At 57.2% G+C, this 19,625-nt stretch carries 13 protein-coding genes, 1 tRNA gene and 1 pseudogene; 8 read left to right on the top strand and 7 right to left on the bottom strand.

The window, feature by feature from the left end:
* Positions 1 to 4: 4 nt before the first annotated feature.
* Positions 5 to 3,043, bottom strand: coding sequence for a sensor histidine kinase (locus tag XX99_RS07380; RefSeq protein ID WP_184084675.1), 3,039 nt, complete (start codon positions 3,041 to 3,043; stop codon positions 5 to 7).
* A gap of 278 nt (positions 3,044 to 3,321) precedes the next feature.
* Here XX99_RS07380 and XX99_RS07385 point away from each other — a divergent pair, with 278 nt between their 5' ends.
* The 4 genes from XX99_RS07385 (at position 3,322) to XX99_RS07400 (ending at position 8,285) form a co-directional block, all read left to right on the top strand.
* A complete protein-coding gene (locus XX99_RS07385) occupies positions 3,322 to 3,594 on the top strand; it encodes a hypothetical protein (RefSeq protein WP_156185848.1) in 273 nt (90 codons plus the stop codon).
* Positions 3,595 to 3,821: 227 nt separating this feature from the next.
* Positions 3,822 to 4,883: a S53 family peptidase gene (locus XX99_RS07390; RefSeq protein ID WP_082125343.1), complete on the top strand. Its 1,062-nt coding sequence runs from the start codon at positions 3,822 to 3,824 to the stop codon at positions 4,881 to 4,883.
* Positions 4,871 to 7,678 (top strand): Ig-like domain repeat protein, encoded by a 2,808-nt coding sequence (locus XX99_RS07395; protein ID WP_050058741.1) that lies wholly within the window; start codon positions 4,871 to 4,873, stop codon positions 7,676 to 7,678. The genes XX99_RS07390 and XX99_RS07395 overlap by 13 nt, the downstream gene beginning before the upstream one ends.
* A 115-nt stretch (positions 7,679 to 7,793) precedes the next feature.
* A complete protein-coding gene (locus XX99_RS07400) occupies positions 7,794 to 8,285 on the top strand; it encodes an RNA polymerase sigma factor (RefSeq protein ID WP_050058742.1) in 492 nt (163 codons plus the stop codon).
* 80 nt (positions 8,286 to 8,365) lie between these two features.
* Here the strand turns inward: XX99_RS07400 and XX99_RS07405 are convergent, their stop codons facing one another.
* Entirely contained in the window at positions 8,366 to 8,995 is a 630-nt protein-coding gene (locus XX99_RS07405) for a hypothetical protein (protein ID WP_050058743.1), read from the bottom strand.
* A 257-nt stretch (positions 8,996 to 9,252) separates the two neighbouring features.
* Here XX99_RS07405 and XX99_RS07415 point away from each other — a divergent pair, with 257 nt between their 5' ends.
* Complete coding sequence (locus XX99_RS07415; RefSeq protein ID WP_082125344.1) at positions 9,253 to 11,091, top strand: multicopper oxidase family protein; 1,839 nt, start codon at positions 9,253 to 9,255, stop codon at positions 11,089 to 11,091.
* Between the two features lie 162 nt (positions 11,092 to 11,253).
* The gene (locus tag XX99_RS07420) at positions 11,254 to 13,311 is read left to right on the top strand and encodes an alkaline phosphatase family protein (protein WP_050058745.1); all 2,058 of its coding nucleotides are present in this window, start codon (positions 11,254 to 11,256) and stop codon (positions 13,309 to 13,311) included.
* Between the two features lie 148 nt (positions 13,312 to 13,459).
* Here the strand turns inward: XX99_RS07420 and XX99_RS07425 are convergent, their stop codons facing one another.
* Positions 13,460 to 15,358: a helix-hairpin-helix domain-containing protein gene (locus XX99_RS07425; RefSeq protein WP_446444260.1), complete on the bottom strand. Its 1,899-nt coding sequence runs from the start codon at positions 15,356 to 15,358 to the stop codon at positions 13,460 to 13,462.
* Between XX99_RS07425 and XX99_RS27115 the strand changes: the two genes are divergently transcribed.
* A tRNA-OTHER gene (locus XX99_RS27115) sits at positions 15,345 to 15,423 on the top strand. The two genes, XX99_RS07425 and XX99_RS27115, sit on opposite strands and share 14 nt — an antisense overlap.
* A gap of 130 nt (positions 15,424 to 15,553) precedes the next feature.
* Here XX99_RS27115 and XX99_RS28575 read toward each other — a convergent pair.
* Positions 15,554 to 15,865 (bottom strand): annotated as a pseudogene (locus XX99_RS28575) (Tex-like N-terminal domain-containing protein); the annotation flags it as partial.
* Between the two features lie 313 nt (positions 15,866 to 16,178).
* Between XX99_RS28575 and XX99_RS07430 the strand changes: the two are divergent.
* Complete coding sequence (locus XX99_RS07430; protein ID WP_221302396.1) at positions 16,179 to 16,919, top strand: helix-turn-helix domain-containing protein; 741 nt, start codon at positions 16,179 to 16,181, stop codon at positions 16,917 to 16,919.
* A 49-nt stretch (positions 16,920 to 16,968) separates the two neighbouring features.
* Here XX99_RS07430 and XX99_RS07435 read toward each other — a convergent pair whose 3' ends face one another.
* From XX99_RS07435 to XX99_RS07445, 3 genes are all read right to left on the bottom strand, one after another.
* Entirely contained in the window at positions 16,969 to 17,736 is a 768-nt protein-coding gene (locus XX99_RS07435; RefSeq protein ID WP_050058747.1) for a hypothetical protein, read from the bottom strand.
* A gap of 47 nt (positions 17,737 to 17,783) precedes the next feature.
* Positions 17,784 to 17,990 (bottom strand): hypothetical protein, encoded by a 207-nt coding sequence (locus tag XX99_RS07440; RefSeq protein ID WP_050058748.1) that lies wholly within the window; start codon positions 17,988 to 17,990, stop codon positions 17,784 to 17,786.
* Between the two features lie 620 nt (positions 17,991 to 18,610).
* Entirely contained in the window at positions 18,611 to 19,168 is a 558-nt protein-coding gene (locus tag XX99_RS07445) for a hypothetical protein (RefSeq protein ID WP_050058749.1), read from the bottom strand.
* Between the last annotated feature and the right edge of the window lie 457 nt (positions 19,169 to 19,625).

Raw genomic sequence — 19,625 nt, forward strand, 5'->3', positions numbered from 1 at the left:
GTATCTACTCCGATTGTCTTGCTACGCGCCGCTTGAACTCATTCCAGCCCGATTTTTTATGCGGTTGCCGGTAAGCGACCTTCGCGGGGATGAACAGATCTATTTCCGTTCCGGCTCCGCCGTGGCTCCAGATATTCAACTGCGCGCCGATTTGTTGAGAACGCTCCCGCATGCCGGATAAGCCCCAATGGCCGGAGCGGCCGCGCTCGAGGATTTCATTGTCCATCCCCGCACCGTCATCTCGAACAACTAACCTTACGCTTTTGCGATCGTAAGTGATCTCCATCTCGATCTGTTTCGCATAGGCATGGAGAAAGGCATTGTTTAGTGCTTCGCGCCCGATCTGGTAGACCTCATCGGATACCGCAGGGTCAAGAGGTTGAGGAGTACCGACGATTGCCGCGGTGAACCTGGTGTCACGGCTCTGGGCAAGTTCATTTCCCCAACGCGCCAGATTTTCCCATGGTCCATTGCCCGGCATACCTTCTTCGCGAAGATTATGTACGCGTTGCCTTCCTTCCAGCAACACCTCGTCCGCGCGATCGAGGGCGGTCTCCATCATTCTTCGCGCGGCAGCTTCAGGCGGTATGTTTTTCAATACAGATTGGAACCGCAGCATGAGCCCGTGAAAGCCCTGCAGCAGGGTATCGTGAAGTTCGCGTGCGATCCGCTCCCGTTCTTCTACACGGGTTGCTAGTTGCTCCTGTATGCGCCGGGTTACTTGCTTCAGATGGATCAGGTAGATCATGTACAAACCGCTGACGGCGGCAATCGCACAAAGAAAGAGGAACCACGAGGTTTGATAGAACGCGGGTACGACGTAGAACGAGGTTGTTGCGGCGCTCTCGTTCCATACCCCGTCGTTATTCGAGGCGATCACTCGGAATTGATAGTTGCCAGGAGGCAGGTCTGTATAAAATGCCTGTCTTCTTGTCCCCGAATCCTGCCAATCCTTGTCGTACCCATCCAGACGATAGCGGAAGCGAACTTTTTGCGGGGCGACGAAGCTCAACGCCGTGTAGTCGATCTGCAAATTCCTGGTGAGCGGTGGAAGCCTGGCCAGTCCATCTGCGGGATAATTCCTTCGATCCGCAACTATCTCCTCCACATGCACTGGAGGAGGGATTGGGTTTCGGATCAGATTGGCTGGGTCGATCATCTGCAGGACGCTGCCATTTGCAAACCATAAGCGGCCGTCTTTCGATCTGGCAGCTGGTTGGTAGTAGGCGTTTCCCGGCAGCACGCCATCAAGCGCATCCATGTATTTGAACTGTACTGTGCTTTCCGAATGCCGCCACCATCGCTGCAGCTCTGCTTGCTCTATCTCAACCAGTCCGCAGGCGGTATGCAGCCAAAGATTTCTGTGTGAATCCCATATCAGGCCGTTGATTCCATCGCATGGAAGACCATTACGCGTTCCAAGAGTAGATTGCTGTCCATCTCTCCATGCAATCACTCCAGCCGTCGTCGCGGCCAGCACAGATCCGTCCGGGTTGGCTACTACCTGCCGTATGCGGGTGCCGGCGGCCAGTGGAGAGTGAATCACCTCGGTGTGTCCGTCCCGGAAGCGTGCGAGATCCCCAGTCTTGAGGCCCAGCCATAGATTGCCTTCTGCATCGGCTGCCAGCTCGCGCCCCGAAGAGATGTCCGGCAGGCGAAACTGTTCCACTACCTTGAAATCACGAATCCGTAGAAGTTCTTTGTCCCATCCCGATTCGATCCATAGATTGTTCTGCGGATCTTCGGTGATATCTCTGACCGGTCCAATGGAAGAACCATCCGGCCTGCTTATTTTTCTGAAATGGCCATTCTGCAACACGGTCAAATCGTTATCGACGCCAACCCAAAGCCGATTCTCACGATCTTCAAACACCGATCGCACTTGATTGCCTGGCAGACCTTTGCCCGCGCGAATCGATGACACGTTGCCATCTTTGATCGAGTCCAGGCCTCCGGCATTGCCAATCCAGACCGTGCCATCGTGAGCCGCAGCTACCGAGACGACGTTGTCCGTTGTAAGCCCCTCGCGAGCCGACCAGGTCACAACGCTCAGATTGTGGAAACTGTCGACACCTTGAGGGGTGATCACCCACACCGTGCCTTCTTTATCTTCAAAGAAGCGGGAAACGAAGTCGCTCGAGAGCCCGTCGCTTCTGCGAAATCGATCGACCCTGCCGTGATAGTAGTGGTAGATTCCCTGGTCCGCGGTCCCAATCCACAGAGCTCCATCGCGATCGAGGAGCAGGTCAGTGACATCCAGAGTGCTGCCATCCAATTGTGGCGTGAGAAGCGGCTTCCAGGCTCCATCGATCAAATGTTCCAGACCCAGGCCATGGCCGGGCACAGCCATTCCGGCCCACAGGGACCCATCTGGTGAAGCGGCGAGCCCGTCGACTCCGATGCTGCTGTTGGATTCAAGCCCCTGCGGCTTATAGATTGCCGGCGAACCATTTTTCCAGCGGAGCAACAGGTTGTTAGTGCCCATCCAAAGGTTGTCCGCTGCGTCCTCGATCAAGGATTCGATCACCGAGATGCCGGCTGGAATACCATCTGCTCCAGTCAGGCACCGCGCTCGCTCGTTGCTTATTCGGCAAATTGGCCCGGCAGTATCATCGGCGCTTCGTGCAGCCCAGATGACTCCCTTGCCATCCTCGACGATCCCGCCTCCGATCGGACCGGGAACATGGGAAACGCGAGTCAGTTTCTCGTCCTTCCAGCGAAACAAACCGTCCCGGTTACCAATCCAGAGACTTCCATCGCGTGAACCGAGCAGGGCATGAATATCACTATGCGGCAGCCTCGTCCCATCGGCGGGTGCCCAGGGCGTAAAGCGAACCCCATCAAAGCGCAACAGCCCGGTGTTGGTTCCGAACCACAGGTAGCCGTCGGTTGTCTGCGCCATTCCGTTGACTCTGCCGTTGAAGAATCCATCCTGCATGCGCCAGGCGGAGTGTGCATACTGCGAGATGTTCCGATCGGGATTCAGCGCGAGCGCAGGAGCGCAAAGAAGCGCAAGCCCAACCAGGTTCGTGAGCAGATCCACAAGCAACTCGAGTTGAGGGATGACCGCTTTCCGGGCTGGGCGCATGAGGTTGGGACGGAGAAAAATATTGTGACGCCTATCATATGCCAGAGTGCGGGCCTAGGCATCGATCCAAAAGGATTGCCCGTGAACCCTTCTTATGGGGGTTGTTCCACCTTTTTTGCAACACTAATCTCGGAGTTGTGCAAAGACTGTTCTCCATGTTTCCTACGGGAACATCAGGCGCCGCTCTCTTGATTTTGCGGATTTCAGTAGCTGCCACCCTGGTTGTGGACGGAATGGCAAGTTGGGTAACGGTAGCTTCGCTCGGGCTGGTGGTCTTTCTACTGCCCGCCGCTTCTCTGGTTGTTGGTTTTCTCACACCCTACGGATCGATTCTCTGCTGCATCCTTCAATTTGCGATTCTCCTCAAAACCGGCGGGAGCAATGGCTTTCACGTAGCCATGTCAATTCTGAGTGGCGGCGCGGTTGCTCTTCTGGGGCCTGGGGCATATTCGGTGGATGCTCGTATATTCGGCAGACATCTCCTCTCTATTCCTCCCCGCAGCTAATCCTGTCGGGGCTTGTCCACCAACATAGTAGGAACGGGCCGCAGACCAGCGCTCGTCAATGCAGTAGCGCGGCTGCGCGCCCTTCCTTGGATTGGGAGTGCCTCATAGCTGTGCAAAATAGGTGGCTCTATTCAATCCCGATGAGGCTTGTGCCTTATCAGGCATAGCGGGGAGACTATGAGGCATTCCGCTTCTAAATCCCACCATTGCACGACCGGGAGAGAAAAATGATGTCCCTGTCTTACGCACCCCGATTGCAACAAATGTTGCTGCGCATGTTGCTCGTCGCTCTATTTGCAGCCCTTTCAGCGCCTTTGACGCATGGTCAAGCGGCCACCCAGGTTACGCAGCAGGTAGATACCAGATTCGTCACGCCTCTGAAGGGTTCGGTACATCCGCTGGTGCGCCACGGCGCAATCGACCTTGGCGCTGTCTCGAATGACACGCCAACCGGACGAATCACATTGCTGCTGAAGCGTCCTCCAGAGCAGGAGCAAGCGCTGCAGCAGTTTCTGAGCGAGGTGCATCGCAAGGGCTCTCCCACTTACCACAAATGGTTGACAACGGCACAGTTCGGTCAGCAGTTCGGCGTGGCTGATTCCGATATAAGCGCGGTCGTCTCATGGCTTGAGTCGCAGGGTCTGAAGGTTGAGAAGATGCCCTCCGGAAAGAATGTCATTCAATTCTCAGGCACGGCTGGTCAGGTTGGTTCAGCCCTCCACACCTCGCTCCATGCCTATTCCGTCAACGGAGAGGTGCATCACGCGAACTCATCGGAACTGCAGATCCCCGCGGCGTTGAGCCCGGTTATTGCCGCCGTGGGACCGCTGAACGATTTCCACCCCAAACCGCTTTCCCACCTGATGGGTACCGCGGAGCTCAATCCGAAAAACCATCAACTCACGCCACAGTTCACTCTTTCGGTGCCCAATTATAACCTCGGCCTCGCGCCGGAAGACCTTGCCACGCAGTACGACATCACACCCCTTTACAACCAGGGGGTGACCGGTAGCGGGCAGACCATCGGGATCATCAACGAGAGCAACATCGATCTCAACCTGGTAGCGGCCTATCGCAAACTCTTCGAGCTCGATGCAAATCCATTGAATCCAAACCTGCCACAGGTGGTGGTTGATGGGAATGATCCCGGCGTGAGTGGGGCTTCGGGCGAAGCCTATCTGGATGTTGAAATCTCAGGAGCAATCGCGCCGCAGGCCACCATCCGCTTGTACATTTCGGGGGGAGCGATTACAGCGACGGACTCAGCCTGGCGATCGTGCGCGCGGTAGAGGACGACTCGGCCAGCGTGCTCAGCATCAGCTTCGGCAGCTGTGAAGCCCTCAACGCTCCGTTCGGCAATGCTTTCTACAACAGCGAATGGGAACAGGCCGCGGCTCAAGGGCAGACGGTTATGGTATCCAGCGGTGACTCCGATTCTGCCGGTTGTGACAGCGCAGGGATTGCGTTCGCTGAATTCGGGCGGCAAGTGAATGGATTAGCCTCCACGCCATGGAATATCGCGGTCGGTGGCACTGACTTCTACTATCCGGGAGGCCTGAGTTCAGTCTTCAATTTCTGGAGCCAGACCAACGATGGCAAGAACGGCTCGCTGCTGCAGTCACTTCCCGAGCAGCCGTGGAACAACAGCATCTATGGGAAAAACCTTGGCGACTTAGGTGGGGCCGCCGGCGGAGGTGGCGGCCAGAGCGCCTGCGCTATCCCCGGCTCTGGCAGCGATCCGCTTACCGGCATCACAACAACCATCGGTGGCAGCACAGCAGTCTTCGATTGCGCACAGTATGCTGGTTACTCCAAACCCGCCTGGCAATCCGGTCCAGGTGTACTCGCAGACGGCGTTCGGGACCTTCCGGATATTTCCATGTTCGCAGCCAATGGCGATAACGGCAGCTCCTATGTAGTCTGCGAATCACCGGGTGACTGCACGAGCGACACCCTCAGTGGGACCCAGATACAAGTGAGTCAGATCGGTGGAACTTCGGCGGCCGCGCCTGTCTTCGCAGGTGTCATGGCCCTGGTAAACCAGCGCTACGGACCGCAGGGACAGGCGAATACCGTACTTTATCCTTTGGCGCAGCAGTTTCCGGCTGCTTTTCACGATGTGGTGGTGGGTAGCAACGACGCACCTTGCAGCCCCACAACTCAGTTCTCCATTGAGTGCGTTCCCGACGCTTCCGGTGGAACATACTCGATCGGCGGCTGGGATACAACGCCCGGCTATGATCTGGCCAGCGGCCTTGGTTCGGTGGACGTGAATCAGTTAGTGGCGGACTGGGATCGGCTCACCTTCGAAAATACTCGTACCGCTCTCGGCGCCTCGTCCACCGTGCTCGCTCATGGCCAGCCTGTCACGTTGTATACAGACGTCACGGGGAATCGCAACGGTGGCACGCCAACAGGAAATGTTGCGCTCCTCACAAGCCTTCCACAGTATGCTTCCCGGGGCCTCGGCACTGTCACTCTCAACGCAGCAGGAGATGGATCTGTAACCACGAACCTGCTTCCGGGAGGAACTTACTCGTTAACCGCACAATATGCCGGGAACACAACATACAGCGGAAGCCAATCGGCGCCCCTTTCCTTTACTATCAGCCCGGAACGAAGCGTCATTCGCCCCACCACGCATGCCTATGCGGTCTCTTACCCGAGCTCCACGATCACACCTGAGAAGCCGGGCAGCACGCCTGTATTAACGGATCTCGGACCGATTGCGGAAGGAGCAGCCTATCCTTCCGACACCGTTTTCGTCGTCGATCTGCAGATCACAGGGAGCAAAGCCGCAGCAGGTGCCTCCGTTACACCGGCCACCGGTTCTACCACCATTTTTGACCACGGAGTTCCGCTTTCAACGAATGCCATCGACGTGACCGGCTCAAGCTCTTATCAAACTATCGCGCTCCCCGCGGGCAGGCATAGCCTCCAATACGCTTACAGCGGCGATTCCAGCTATCTGCCCACGTCGCAAACTTCTCCAGCTGGTCCACTCAATTTCACGGTGATCCGGGCGTCAACGGTCATCACTTCAATTGAGACGCAACCAGTTTCCACCAATATTGGATCCTCCTTCCTTTACCAAGTATTGGTGAGTGGAGTTGGAGGCGGCGCACCGCCCTCCGGAGAAGTGACCTTCACTCTGGGTAATCTGCCGCCGCAGGTCGTGACCCTGAGGCCGCAACTCGGTGGAGATTTCGAACCGGGAAGCGGAGTTTCTTACGCATCGGTTCTTCTCACCAACCTCCCCGCTGGCAGTTACACCATCGAGACCTCCTATTCCGGAGATCAAAATTGGGAACCCTCCGTCTTATCCGGAGAAAGTGTGACCGTTGCGGGCGCCAGAGCGCAGCTTCCTTCCTTCACCACGGCCACACTAACCTCCAGTTCCGGCTCTGGACCGATCGAACCATCAACCGTCCTGACGCTCAACGTCTCAGTCTCTGGCGGCAAAGGAGCTACCATTCCGCCATCGGGATTCTTCGTGATCTTCGACGAAGGAACACTGATCCCCCCGTATCTATTTTCCTTGACCCCGTCATCGAGTGGAGCAACATCAACAGCCACCCTTACGTTCCGAGGCTCCCAACTCTATGGTGGCACTAACCAATTCGGAGTGATCTACGCAGGCGACTCCAACTATCAATCGTCCTACGCACCACTCGTCAGTTATACCGAGCAGACAAAAGACTTCACACTTGCGGCAACCACCCAGAATGTGACCGTTCATTCCGGAGATCCAGGATTGGCATTCCTGCAATTGCAGGGACTGGACCAGTTTAGCGGCGGTGTCAGTCTCAGCTGTAAGGTGACCGGCGGTCCGACTGGCAACGTTGTCTTGCCCCGTTGTATCGTGCCTCCCGTTGCGATCATCCAGAGCGTCCGGTCCTCCACTGCCATTGTGCGGTTCGATACAGAATTGGTTGATCGAAATTCTTCCGGTATAGAAACTCCTGATCGCCACGGGAAATCGGTTCCCCCAGGAACCTACACCGCTGTTGTCACCGGAACCACGGGCATAGCATCGCACGATGTAACGATGACCCTTGTTGTGCAGGACCCAGCCTACCGCTAAGAGCTGTGTACGGGGCGCAGAGAAGCATTCTGCGCTCCGCATACCGTTTGGCGGAAGGATCTGAGCAGTCGATAGACATTAGCCCTCTCCATAAAAAAAGTCAGGAGTAAACACCATGGCAACTTCCTTCGCGTCTGTATCCTTTATCCCATCACCGGCAAGCGCATCGTGGTGCTTTCTGATGCTCGAGTATTTGGATGAATTCGCAACGCTGGCGTGGTATCTCGTGGCCGATGGCAAGCTGGTCGAAGATACATTCGCGCGCACGATGGCGAAGCTCGATATCACGGCATTCGAATCTTCGATTCCATCACTTGCTTACACTCAGGCAAGAGACGTCCTCATCACCGAGGCGATTGCGGTGTTGTCGGATGCGCGCAGAGAGGACGATGACAACGGGTCTTTTCAGCCTTGTTCTATCGGCAGCTTGCCCGATCGTCCCCGCCTGGCATTCATGCTGCGATTGATCATTCGTTCATCGGAAGCAGAAGTCGCAAAGTTTCTCGGCGTTTCATCCTTCGAGGTGCAAGGACTCGTCAAGCACGCGGTTGATCGGCTCAGCATAGCTCCGCCTATCTTTGCAGCGACAGGCTGTTATGACGCATAAGTAGCCGGTGGTCGGTATTCAACGCGCCAGCAATTTCAAGGCAGTCATCTTGAAGTTATGGAGCAGGGGAGCGGGGTGATTCATTTCGTCCTTTCTGCTTTCCAGGGTGCGTGCTGACCGTTTACTCCGTACATGCCCGACATGCCTTCCGCTGTAATCTCGCCGCGGAAGGTGAGCACCTCGCGCGTGTCGGTGCTGAACTCGATGTGATTGCCGTTGACCCAGCCCTGAAGCTTGCCGTGCTGATGCGGCCCGTGGAATTTGCCAGAGATGATATTTCCGATCTGGCTGATCTCGATTGTCTTGAGGGATGACCCCGGCTCCCGGGTGTTGTATGCAAAGATGGTCCAGGTTCCTGATAGATCGAGAGGAGCCGCGACCGGCGCCGGTGCAGCTGCCGCAGTCGGCGGCGCGAACTCCGATGCATTTCCGTTCTTGTCGGCCTGATCAGCTGCGAACTGCAGCTCTTCATTTGCCTGACTCAAAAACTCTTTGGCGCGCTGCGCATGTCCGCCGAGATGAGCAGCATTGGTCCGCTGTGCCTGCACAATTTGTGCATAGGCCTGAACAATCTGTTCCTGCGCTGCAGCTAGGTCGCCATGCTGTTGCGCATCGATGGTCACAACCGGAGCCTGAGCCCATGCGCTGGAAGCAGCTGCAAAAAACAAGCTGAGAACAAAAACGTAAAGTAGTTTGTCTGCCTTGAGCATACCTTTTCTCCTGGAATTCTCTTGGCTCACGATGGTATGACCGCTGGCGGTGAAGCACAATCCCTTAGTAATGGTTGGCGATGCTGACATTTCGATCGAGGACGCCGGCCGATCCTTTCCAAATTACGCGCTGCAGCCACGGAAGACTCGTGAACGGCTTGAGGCTGCGGCGGCCTGCGTCTGGTAGTTTCCGGGTCAATTCACGCTGCTTTAACGTGGTCCGCGCATACATTGGATCTATGGTCAGCGAGCTTCCCATGAAGCGTTTTATCGATCCACGGGCCTTTCGACGAATTCTCCTCTCCCAGTTTCTTCTCGCAGCGGTCAGCGCGTTGTCTCTTACCCTTTGCCATCGGCCGCTCTATGCATCGCCATCGTCCGCGGCATCGCCTGCGGACACATGCGCTCGCCCCGCAGCCGGCAGCGTCGTTAGCGAGCCTCCCGACCTGCGCAGCAAGAATGGGATTCTCGAAATCAGCCTGACTGCCCTTAATGTTGCCCAAAGCGACGGAAGCACTCGCTACTGCTTCACTGACGGCGATGGACGCGAGTCTCCCAACCTGCGCGTGCATCCCGGGGATACGGTCGTCATCCATCTGCGCGATGCGATGACCGATCTCTCCCACGCTTCAGCAGACGCGTCGCATGCGCACGCGCCTTCTCAGGCCGCTGGATTATGCACCGGTGGAATGACCATGAGCCTCGTTTCCACCAACCTGCACTTTCACGGATTGACCATCCCTCCCACCTGCCATCAGGACGATGTTCTGAAGACCTCGCTCCAGCCCGGCGACCCGTCCTTCGAGTATCGCTTCCGCATTCCCGACGATGAGCCGCCGGGACTTTATTGGTATCACCCGCATATTCACGGATTCAGCAAGCAGCAGCTGCTGGGTGGCGCATCCGGAGCGCTGATTGTCGAGGGCATCGAGCGCGCCAAGCAGGAAGCAGCCGGACTGCCGGAGCGGGTATTTATCATTCGCGACCAGGATCTCGTCAATCCCAATGCGCCGCCGGCGAAGTCCGAGCCGGTGGTGCCGAAGTTCATGATCGACCGCGACGGAGACGCTGCGAATAACGGCACAGGCTTCGGCAAGCCGGCCAAGGATCTCTCCATCAACTATGTGCCCGTTCCTTATCCCGACTATCCGCCCGCCGAGATTCGGATGAAGCCGGGAGAGCGGCAGTTATGGCGGGTTTTGAACGCCTCGGCGATCACTTATCTGAATCTTGAAGTCCTCATCGGACATACGCCGCAGCCGCTGGGACTCATCGCGATGGATGGCGTGCCGATCGGCTACGGGCTGCGCGGTCAGGTTGGCGCGGCAAACTCGCAGACCCACCTCGGAGTTCCTCCCGGAGCCCGCGTGGAATTCATCGTGCAAGGACCTCCCGATGGCGAAACCGGATTGCTCGTGACTCGCACTGTGGACACCGGCCCGGGCGGAGAGAACGATCCCAATCGGATGCTGGCCAAGATCGTTCCCGCAACGGATGCTCCGGAGCCTCGATCGACATTGGCCGCTTCACCCCCTCCGCTTGCTCCGCCTGATCGAACGTGGCTGGGAGAGGTAGCGCCGGTACGTGTCCGCCGGCTGTACTTCTCGGAAAAGCTGGTCGATCCCAACGATCCTACCAGCGCCGTCGAGTTCTATCTGACGGAAGAAGGGCAAACGCCGAAGATGTTCGACATGAGCTCGACCGTCCCCAACATCGTCGCCCAGCAGGGAACTGTGGAGGATTGGATCATCGAGAACCGCTCTCAGGAACTGCACGCATTTCACATTCATCAGCTTCATTTCCTGCTGGTCGAGTACATGGGCAGGGCCGTGAACGAAAACTTCCTTCGCGACACGGTCAACGTGCCTTACGCCAAGGGCCAGCTCCTCGCCTATCCCAGCATTCGCGTCCGCGTGGATTTTCGGGACTCCAACACTGTCGGCACGTTTCCGTACCATTGTCATCTTCTCGAACATGAAGACAAGGGAATGATGGGAACTATCCGCGTCGAACCTGGCAATCGGACACCAGGCCAACCTGTTTCGACCGCATCGACTAAGGCTGGGCGTCGAGCTTCTGACGGCTCGATGAAGTAATCGTCATTCTCGAGGCATTTTGGAATAAACCTACAACCAATTGAACTATTCCCTGAAATTGCAATAATTCATGGTTAATTCACAGGCGAGACACCTCACAAATATTCTTGGAACTCTATCCTCGCTGCGTTGAAGGCAAACGCCTTCAGCACAGGAGGAAGTATGACCCCCACGCAAGTCGTATCTTCAGTTTTGCGTACTGTACGCGCCGGACTTATAGCGGCCGCCGTGTTCCAGTTCGCAGTTGGCAATTCTTTTCTCGAGGCGCAATCTCAGCCCAAATCCCGCGATAACGACACCGCCACTCCCATCAAGCACGTAATTGTCATCATTGGCGAAAACCGGAGCTTCGATCACGTCTTCGCCACTTATGTCCCGAAGAAAGGTGAAAGCGTCTGGAACCTTCTTTCCGAAGGCATCATCAATGCTGACGGAACACCCGGCAAGAACTTCGACAAGGCCGAGCAGACTGCCGCTTACGACGAGGCGCCCGATGCTTTCCTGCTCAGCCCCGCCAAGACCACTTTCCCCGGAGACGTGCTGCCCGCCCCGCTGGTGGGTGGTCCGCAGGACTCCTATATTAAGGACGACAGCCTGACCCTCGCCCAGCAGTCGGAGAATGGCCTTCCCGCCGATTACTATGCGTATCTGGTCACCGGGGGCACCGGGCAGACTTCGGGAACGCCTGATGCCCGCATCAAGAACGTGAGCGATCTTCGCCCTGGTCCGTTCCAGCTGACGAATGGCGACACCTTCACCTATAACGACTATGCGCAGAGCCCGGTGCATCGCTTCTACCAGATGTGGCAGCAGCTGAATTGCGATGCCGCCAAGGCCACCAATAAGAACCCCTCGGGCTGCAATGCGGGTCTGTTCTCCTGGGTGGAAACAACGGTAGGCGCGGGCGCGAACGGCATCAAGCAGCCGGCGACCTTCAGCACCGAATACTCGGCTGGCGCTGTAACCACCGGTGAGGGCTCGAGCGCACTGGGCTTCTACAACGTCCAGAACGGCGATGCTCCTTACTTCAAGAGCCTGGCCGATGAGTACGCGATGAGCGACAACTTCCACCAGTCCGTGAACGGTGGCACCGGCGCCAACCACATCATGTTCGGTCACGGCGACGCGATCTGGTTCAGCGACGGCAAGGGTCATGCCGAAGTTCCTCCTCATGATGTTGCAACCAGCTCGGCCACGGTTCTGGATGAAGTCGAGAACCCGAATCCTGCTCCGCACACCAATAACTGGTACACCGACGACGGCTACGGTGGCGGTTCCTTCGGATCGCCGGCTTACGGCGGCGGCTCCTACAGCGACTGCTCTGACGATAAGCAGCCCGGCGTTGCGCCGATCGTGAACTACCTCAAGTCCCTGCCCACGCCGATCTCGCCCCGCTGCGAGAAGGGCCACTACTACCTGCTGAACAACTACAACCCTGGATACTTCGGCAACGGCAACAACGCCTTCACCGATACCAGCTCCAACAACACCGTCTTCACCATCCCGCCATCGTCCACTCGCAGCATCGGCGACTCGCTGATCGCGGCGAACATCTCCTGGAAGTACTACGGCGACCAGTGGAACAATTACGTGCCCGATCCGTATCAGCTGAACTATGGCGCGATCGGGAGCAAGACGGATGAATACTGCAACATCTGCAACCCCTTCCAGTACGACACCTCGATCATGGCCAATGCCTCGGTCCGCACTGCGCATATCCAGGACACCGCCAACCTGTACGAAGACATCAAGAACGGAACGCTGCCGGCCGTCTCGATCATCAAGCCCAGCGGACTGGTCGATGGCCACCCGAACTCTTCCAAGCTGGATCTCTTCGAAGGCTTCACCAAGAAAATCGTGGATGAAGTGAAGAAGAATCCCAAGCTGTGGAAGGACACGGCGATCTTCATCACCGAGGATGAAGGCGGCGGCTACTATGACTCCGGATATGTACAGCCGCTCGATTTCTTCGGCGACGGTACGCGTATTCCGCTGATCGTGGTTTCTCCCTACACCAAGGCCGGTCACATCTCGCACGAGTATGCTGACCACGTCTCGATCCTGAAGTTTATCGAGCGGAACTGGGGCCTGGAGACGGTCACAACCCGCAGCCGTGACAACTTCCCCAACCCCATCGCTGCGCCCGGCAATCCTTATGTGCCGGTCAACAGCCCTGCCATCGATGATCTCTTCAGCCTGTTTACTTTCTCCAACTACTAAACAGCAGCCTCGCTGCAGAGAGCAAAGGCCAAGGCGATCGACGCCTTGGCCTTTTTCTTTATGCCGTCGGTTTGCGCCAAGTTAGAACTCTAAGCGCAACGGTGGCCGCAGGAATTTTTGATCGAGCAGACAAGGGCCGCGTTCGGCGCTATCGAACCTTCCATTTCATCGATAGCGCGGAAAGCTTGTCATTCATCGTCTGCGCCGGTTTCGGCGCAGGCGCGGGCTTTGGAGCAGCAGCAGGAGCCGGTTTTGTAGCGGATACAGCCGCCGGTTTCTGAGCGGGTTTACTATTCGCTTTCACAGGACGCGGGGAAGGTTCGAGCAGCGCTTTGATGGAGAGAGCGATGCGCTTGGTCTTGGTATCGGCGCTCAGCACTTTCACCTTGACGATCTGGCCGGTCTTCACCGCCTCCGATGGCTCCTTGATGAAGCGATTGGACAGCTCGCTGATGTGGACCAGGCCATCCTGGTGCACGCCCACGTCGACGAACGCGCCGAACTTCGTGACATTGGTGACCACGCCTTCGAGCACCATACCAGCCTGCACATCGGAGAGCTCGCGCACCTGCTCGTGAAAGCTGGGCGCGACGAAGGTGTCGCGCGGATCGCGTCCCGGCTTGCGGAGCTCCTCGAGGATGTCGTTTACCGTGTATGAGCCCGCGGAGAGCTGCTTCTTGTCGAGCTTCTCCAGAAGCGAAGGGTTGCGGATAATTTCCTCGACAGGAGCCTGCAGCGACTCGGCGATCTGTTCCACCACCAGATAAGACTCGGGGTGGACGGCGGTCATGTCGAGCGGGTTGTCGCCATTGCGAATGCGGAGAAAGCCGGCCGCCTGCTCGAAGATCTTCGGACCGATGCCGGATACCTCCAATACCTGTGTGCGGGAGCGGAAGCGTCCGTTCTGGTTGCGGTAGCTCACGATGTTGAGCGCGGTGCGCTCCGTTATACCTGCGATATATCGCATCAGGGTCCAGGACGAGGTGTTCAGGTCCACGCCGACGCGGTTCACGCAGCTCTCAATGACGCTCTCCAGCGACTCCTGCAGTTGACGCTGATCGACATCGTGCTGGTATTGGCCGACACCGATGGATTTAGGATCGACCTTGACCAGCTCGGAGAGCGGGTCCTGCAGACGGCGAGCGATGGAGATGGCTCCGCGAACGGTGAGGTCGAGATCGGGGAACTCCTGCCGCGCGATATCCGAAGCCGAGTAGACGCTCGCGCCCGATTCGCTGACGGTCACGGAAAAGATGTCCTGAATATTTTTTTCGCGCAGGAAGTCGCGAACGAAGGCATCCGTTTCGCGCGATGCGGTTCCGTTGCCGATGGCAATGGCGCGGATGCTGTGTTGTTGAAGTAAAGCTTCAACCTTTTTCGCCGCTTCAGCGGTTCCATGCTTCGAGGTGTGCAGATAAATCACGTCGTGAGCCAGGAGCTTGCCGGTTTCATCGACGACCGCGATCTTGCATCCGGTGCGCAGGCCGGGATCGATGCCCAGGACCGCGATGGGGCCTGCGGGTGCGGCCAGCAGGAGGTTATAGAGATTGTCGCGAAAGACCTGGATCGCTTCCGTATCCGATCGTTTTTTGAGTTCGAAGCGAACCTCGCCTTGAATGGATGAATTCAACAGGCGCTGCCAGGAATCTGCGATGGCCAGCTCGAGCTGGGGTGTCCAATCGCCCTGCGCGCGCAGGATATGCCGGCGTATCACGCCAAGAGGCCGCTCGGCTTCTAGCTCGAGGAGGAAGTAGAGTATGTTTTCGCTTTCGCCGCGCCGGATGGCCAGCATGCGATGGGAGGGAATCGACTTCACCGGCTCCCGGTACTCGTAATACATCTTGAATTTTTCCTGCTCATCGACCGCGTCCATAACCTTACGGCTGATGACGACGCCCTCGTCGAACGTAAGCTGGCGCAGCGCTTTGCGCAGGTCGGCGTCTTCGCTGATCCGCTCGGCAACGATGTGCCGCGCGCCTTCGAGCGCCTCTTCCACGGTGGCGACTCCCAGTTCGGCATTCACGAAGCTGGCAGCGAAAGTCTCCAGGGGCTCGGAAGCGGTCTGCTGAGACCAAAGGTAATCCGCCAAAGGTTCGAGCCCTTTTTCTCGCGCGATGGTCGCCTTGGTGCGCCGCTTGGGACGATATGGCAGGTAGAGGTCTTCCAGCTCACTCTTGTCGAGGGCCGCTTCAATGCGCGCTTTCAGCTCATTGGTCAGCTTGCCCTGCTCGGTAATCGAGGACAGGATGGTGGCGCGGCGATCTTCCAGCTCGCGGAAGTAGCCCAGCTTTTCCTCGATGTCGCGAATCTGGACCTCGTCCAGATTGCCGGTCACTTCCTTGCGGTAGCGCGCGATGAACGGGACAGTCCCGCCGTCATCGAGCAGCTCGATTACGGCGACCAGGCCGCGCATGGGAAGGTTAAGAGTCTGGGCAATATGAAGAAGAATTTCAGGAGGGAGAGATTTTAAGTCGGCCATGGATCTTTGTTTATGGTAACTGCGATCGATGAGGAAATCGGGGTCAAGGCGATAGCCGCAGGTTGATGAGGCCATCGCGAGGCTTTGACGGAGAGATCGGTTATGCAGTAAACCAAGGTGTGAGCTGCAGGGATGTGAACGGCAGGGTATGAGTGGCAGCGGAATTCCTGCAGACGGGTGAAGATAAGGCGCAACCGTGGACCACGGTTACGTATTTCGACCGCTCATCCTGTCGATGCCTGCGCCATTTTGAAATATTCCATCAAAACATGCCGCTGTCATTCCAGCCCCTCATGCGATATTGAGTCTTAAGTCGCCAACACACTTCCCCAACATTTTCTGCGAGACGCGATGGCCTCGCGTCCCTGGAGGTTATTTCGTGGACCGTATGGGAGCAAGACTTCGCGCGATTCGCACCGAGTGGGGGCTGTCCCTTCGGGAGGTCGAAGAGCAGAGCGGGCAACTCGCACAGGAATGGGGCGACCAGGCGTACCAGATCTCTGCAAGCTGGCTGGCGCGGCTGGAGCGTGAAGACCATGAACTCACGGCGTCCAAGCTGTTTGTGCTGGCCGCGCTCTATAACCTCCCCCACGATGCCTTGCTCAAATTTTGCCATCCGCGCAATGGCGCCGTCTTAAGGAATAACCGCCTGAATGGGCCGAACACCACCCAGCTGCTGGGCGAAGGGCCTCTGGAAAACGCAGCCCGCTATCTGCTGCCGGACAGCTTTACCACCGATCCGACCCCCGAGGAGACGACGCTGCTTCCCCGGCCCGTGGGCGCAACGCAGAGCCCCTACCGGCGGGCGATCCTGGGGCGTCGCGATCGCACCCTCGATCCCATGATTCGAGCCGGCTCGATTCTGCAGGTCCATACGCAGCAGCGCGCCATCGCCGCACGCCGGAGTTGGACGCACGAGTTCGATCGCCCTATCTACCTGCTTCTGACCCGCGATGGATACGTATGCGGCTGGTCGGAGCTCGATAAGGACTCCGTATGGCTCACACTGATTCCACACCCGCTGTCTCACGCCACCAGTCAACGCTGGCGATACAAGAAAGAGGTCGAGATCGTAGGCCGCGTCGTCGCTGTATCGATGCGCCTGGTTGAAGAGCCGCTCGGTCAGTGACAGAAGCCGACTTTCTGCAGCGAATCTGCCGAACTTCCCGCGGTATCTCTTACCGGAGCTTCTGCAGGCTGCGGCTTGCTTCCTGCTGTAATTCCGCCATCTGCGAGTGCATATCGCTCGTCACCCGTTGCAGAGCGGGCTCCTCTTGCCACAAGGACACGATCCAATAGCACACGCAGCACAGATAAACCGCCATACGAAGGTGGGATAAATGTACGTAAACCTGATTGTCGCGACCGATTCCAAAATAGCCGTGTGCGGCCTCGATGATGACCTCGACCGTCGAATACACTCCCAGGCCTAAAGAAATCTTTACCGCCGGCGTCTTCCAGGGAAGGGCCGCTGCCACGGAAAGAGCCAGCATGCCTACGAAGAGCTCGCTCAGGCAGACCGAGGAGAAGAAGTCTCCCTTGATCACCACCGTTTGCATCCAGAATCGCGTCGGCGGGCTGGCCAGCCAGGTAAGCCCGGCGGCTGTCACCAAACTCAGGCAGATCAGCCAGCCGAGATTTCCCCGCACATCGCGAGCCCACGTGCCGCGGGGGCGAAATATATGAGATGTCACCTCATAGACCACCCCCAGCTGCAATGCCGTGTCCAGTATTTCGAGCCACCAATATGCGAAGTAATATTGGCTCTTCGTTCCGAAATGAAGAATCACATACAGTGCGATCGTGCGGATAACATTGGCGCCGATTAATGCCGTGAATATGGGGTAAGTCCGGGCATATCTTTTTTGTAACAAGACAAAGAGAAGTGCGATGTGGCCCGCAAGACCAGCCGCCCAGAACAGAAGGTCCAGTCCGTTCAGGTGCATCCAAACCCTCCGCCAGGCGGCCGCTTGGCGATCCGCATAGGGACATTCTATGCGATAAGCAAAATGGAGAGAATGATCTCGACGGCGTGCGGCTCGGTCGGTTCAGGATCCGTTCCGGTTGGTCCCGAGGCGCTCACGACGGTGCCGGAACTCGGGGTGGCCTGAGACTGACTTGAGGATGCCATAGCGGCGGTTGAAAACAACGATAGAAGGCTTGCAGCAAGCATCAGATTGCGGGCAATTTGTTTCGACATAGAGTTTATCCTTTGAGCGCAGAGTTGCGCTGAAAAGGAAACTACAAAACATCGATCAATTTTCTGTGCATCTCTTCAATGTCGTGGCGTAACCGGGCAGAAAGACAAGATAGACCGTGTGTTTTTCTTATTTCGCGGAGCAAAAGCGAAAGATATCGTCTCGGATTTATTGCCACTCCATTCTAGGGGGAGTGTCGGATGCGACACGCGATTGCCGCAGAATGGCGGATATCTAAAAAGAGGCGAAAATAACTGCGGAGACGATAACCCGGCCGGCGATCTTATCGAAAACCTAAGTCGAGGCCCGCCATTTATTTTTTTGTGCGGAGCGAAGTTGATTCTCGCAAGGGCAAATATTTCCGGCCCCGCGAAGCCGTTTCATCAATGATTCACGGCTGCCAGCGGTGACTCTATTCCGGGACTAAAACCCGGTCGTTCGCGGCGTCGGAATGGCATGACTGAAGTCTTGCCCTGATACGAACCACTGGCAGGAGAAGCTCTCGACTAGGAGGCGTACGAGGCGGAGGTCGTCTCGCGTCGAATCATGATCAGCCGCACCTCTCACACAGAAATCGTGTGAGAGTGCCAGCAGCGCGTACCTTGCCGGAGGAATGGCGAGGCTACATGACGGATTTTAGCTGAACGAGCAGGCCTGCGTTGCTGATTTCGTAAAGTGCGAAGACTCTTTGCGTCATCAGATAATACGCAGCAGTAGCCCGGGTGGCGTGGATGGGAAACCAGGTCGCCAGCTTGCCCCGGCGCTCTTCCCGGGCGAGTTTGGTAAGCGCGGTTTTGATTTCCTTCGCGTCCAGCCGAAGCTGCTCGGCTACTGCCGCAGCTTCGGGATTCCAGCGACGGACATAGTAGGCAAGTTCGATGAGAACGTCCGCGTTTTGCCTCATCCTCTTGAGACCTTCGATGCCGCCGACGAAGTCCCAGATATCTCGCGACTCGAGGCGTCCGCTATCTTGCCGTGGGTCCAATTCCTGGCTGGTCGGAGTCAGAAAAGCAGAGGCCACTTCGTGGATACCGACCTTCCCCAGTGGGGTAAGGCGTGACAGCAACTGATCCCAGCTTGCTTCTTCCCGGCGGGCGTGGATCTTCCTCGCCCGCAACGCAACGCCTACCAATACGCCTAACAAAAGAAGTACGAGTATGGGGAATAGCATTGCGGGCATGATAGGCTCTTTCGGCAAAGGTGCTTATCATCCTAGACTACTAAGCCACGTAAATCAAAAGATATTATCGGAACCTTCCCAAGTAGGATCCAAAACGAAGCTTCCATCGGCTAAGCTGGCGTACTTTGAAGGGCCGAGATCATTCCCGCGCCTTCACTCATGCAGATTAGTGCATGGCCGCTAAAGCGAGGCCTGCAACTATGGGGTCATCGTGTAGTTCGCCGCATGGGGCTGATATCACACGGCGGGAGCGGCCTCACTCGACAAGTTCACCGCAAACGAGGGCCCAGGCGGCGCTCACCGTCAGATTTCACATAGCTGCACTTATTTGAGCTCCGTTACTTCCGATTAGGTCCCAGGCGCATTCGCTATCGAGGCGGGTACTATCGGACTCGACCGAAAGGGAAATGATATCTAGAAGGTAACTTCCCGCATCTGTGGCGAGGCAATCCTGGAT

The organism is Silvibacterium bohemicum (assembly GCF_001006305.1).
Taxonomy (GTDB): domain Bacteria; phylum Acidobacteriota; class Terriglobia; order Terriglobales; family Acidobacteriaceae; genus Silvibacterium; species Silvibacterium bohemicum.

Coding starts and splice junctions, on each gene's coding strand:
- XX99_RS07435 (WP_050058747.1), bottom strand. CDS start 17,736: ATGCACCTGAACGGACTGGACCTTCTGTTCTGGGCGGCTGGTCTTGCG.
- XX99_RS07430 (WP_221302396.1), top strand. CDS start 16,179: ATGGGAGCAAGACTTCGCGCGATTCGCACCGAGTGGGGGCTGTCCCTT.
- XX99_RS07405 (WP_050058743.1), bottom strand. CDS start 8,995: ATGCTCAAGGCAGACAAACTACTTTACGTTTTTGTTCTCAGCTTGTTT.
- XX99_RS07415 (WP_082125344.1), top strand. CDS start 9,253: ATGAAGCGTTTTATCGATCCACGGGCCTTTCGACGAATTCTCCTCTCC.
- XX99_RS07390 (WP_082125343.1), top strand. CDS start 3,822: ATGATGTCCCTGTCTTACGCACCCCGATTGCAACAAATGTTGCTGCGC.
- XX99_RS07385 (WP_156185848.1), top strand. CDS start 3,322: ATGGCAAGTTGGGTAACGGTAGCTTCGCTCGGGCTGGTGGTCTTTCTA.
- XX99_RS07445 (WP_050058749.1), bottom strand. CDS start 19,168: ATGCCCGCAATGCTATTCCCCATACTCGTACTTCTTTTGTTAGGCGTA.
- XX99_RS07400 (WP_050058742.1), top strand. CDS start 7,794: ATGGCAACTTCCTTCGCGTCTGTATCCTTTATCCCATCACCGGCAAGC.
- XX99_RS07440 (WP_050058748.1), bottom strand. CDS start 17,990: ATGTCGAAACAAATTGCCCGCAATCTGATGCTTGCTGCAAGCCTTCTA.
- XX99_RS07420 (WP_050058745.1), top strand. CDS start 11,254: ATGACCCCCACGCAAGTCGTATCTTCAGTTTTGCGTACTGTACGCGCC.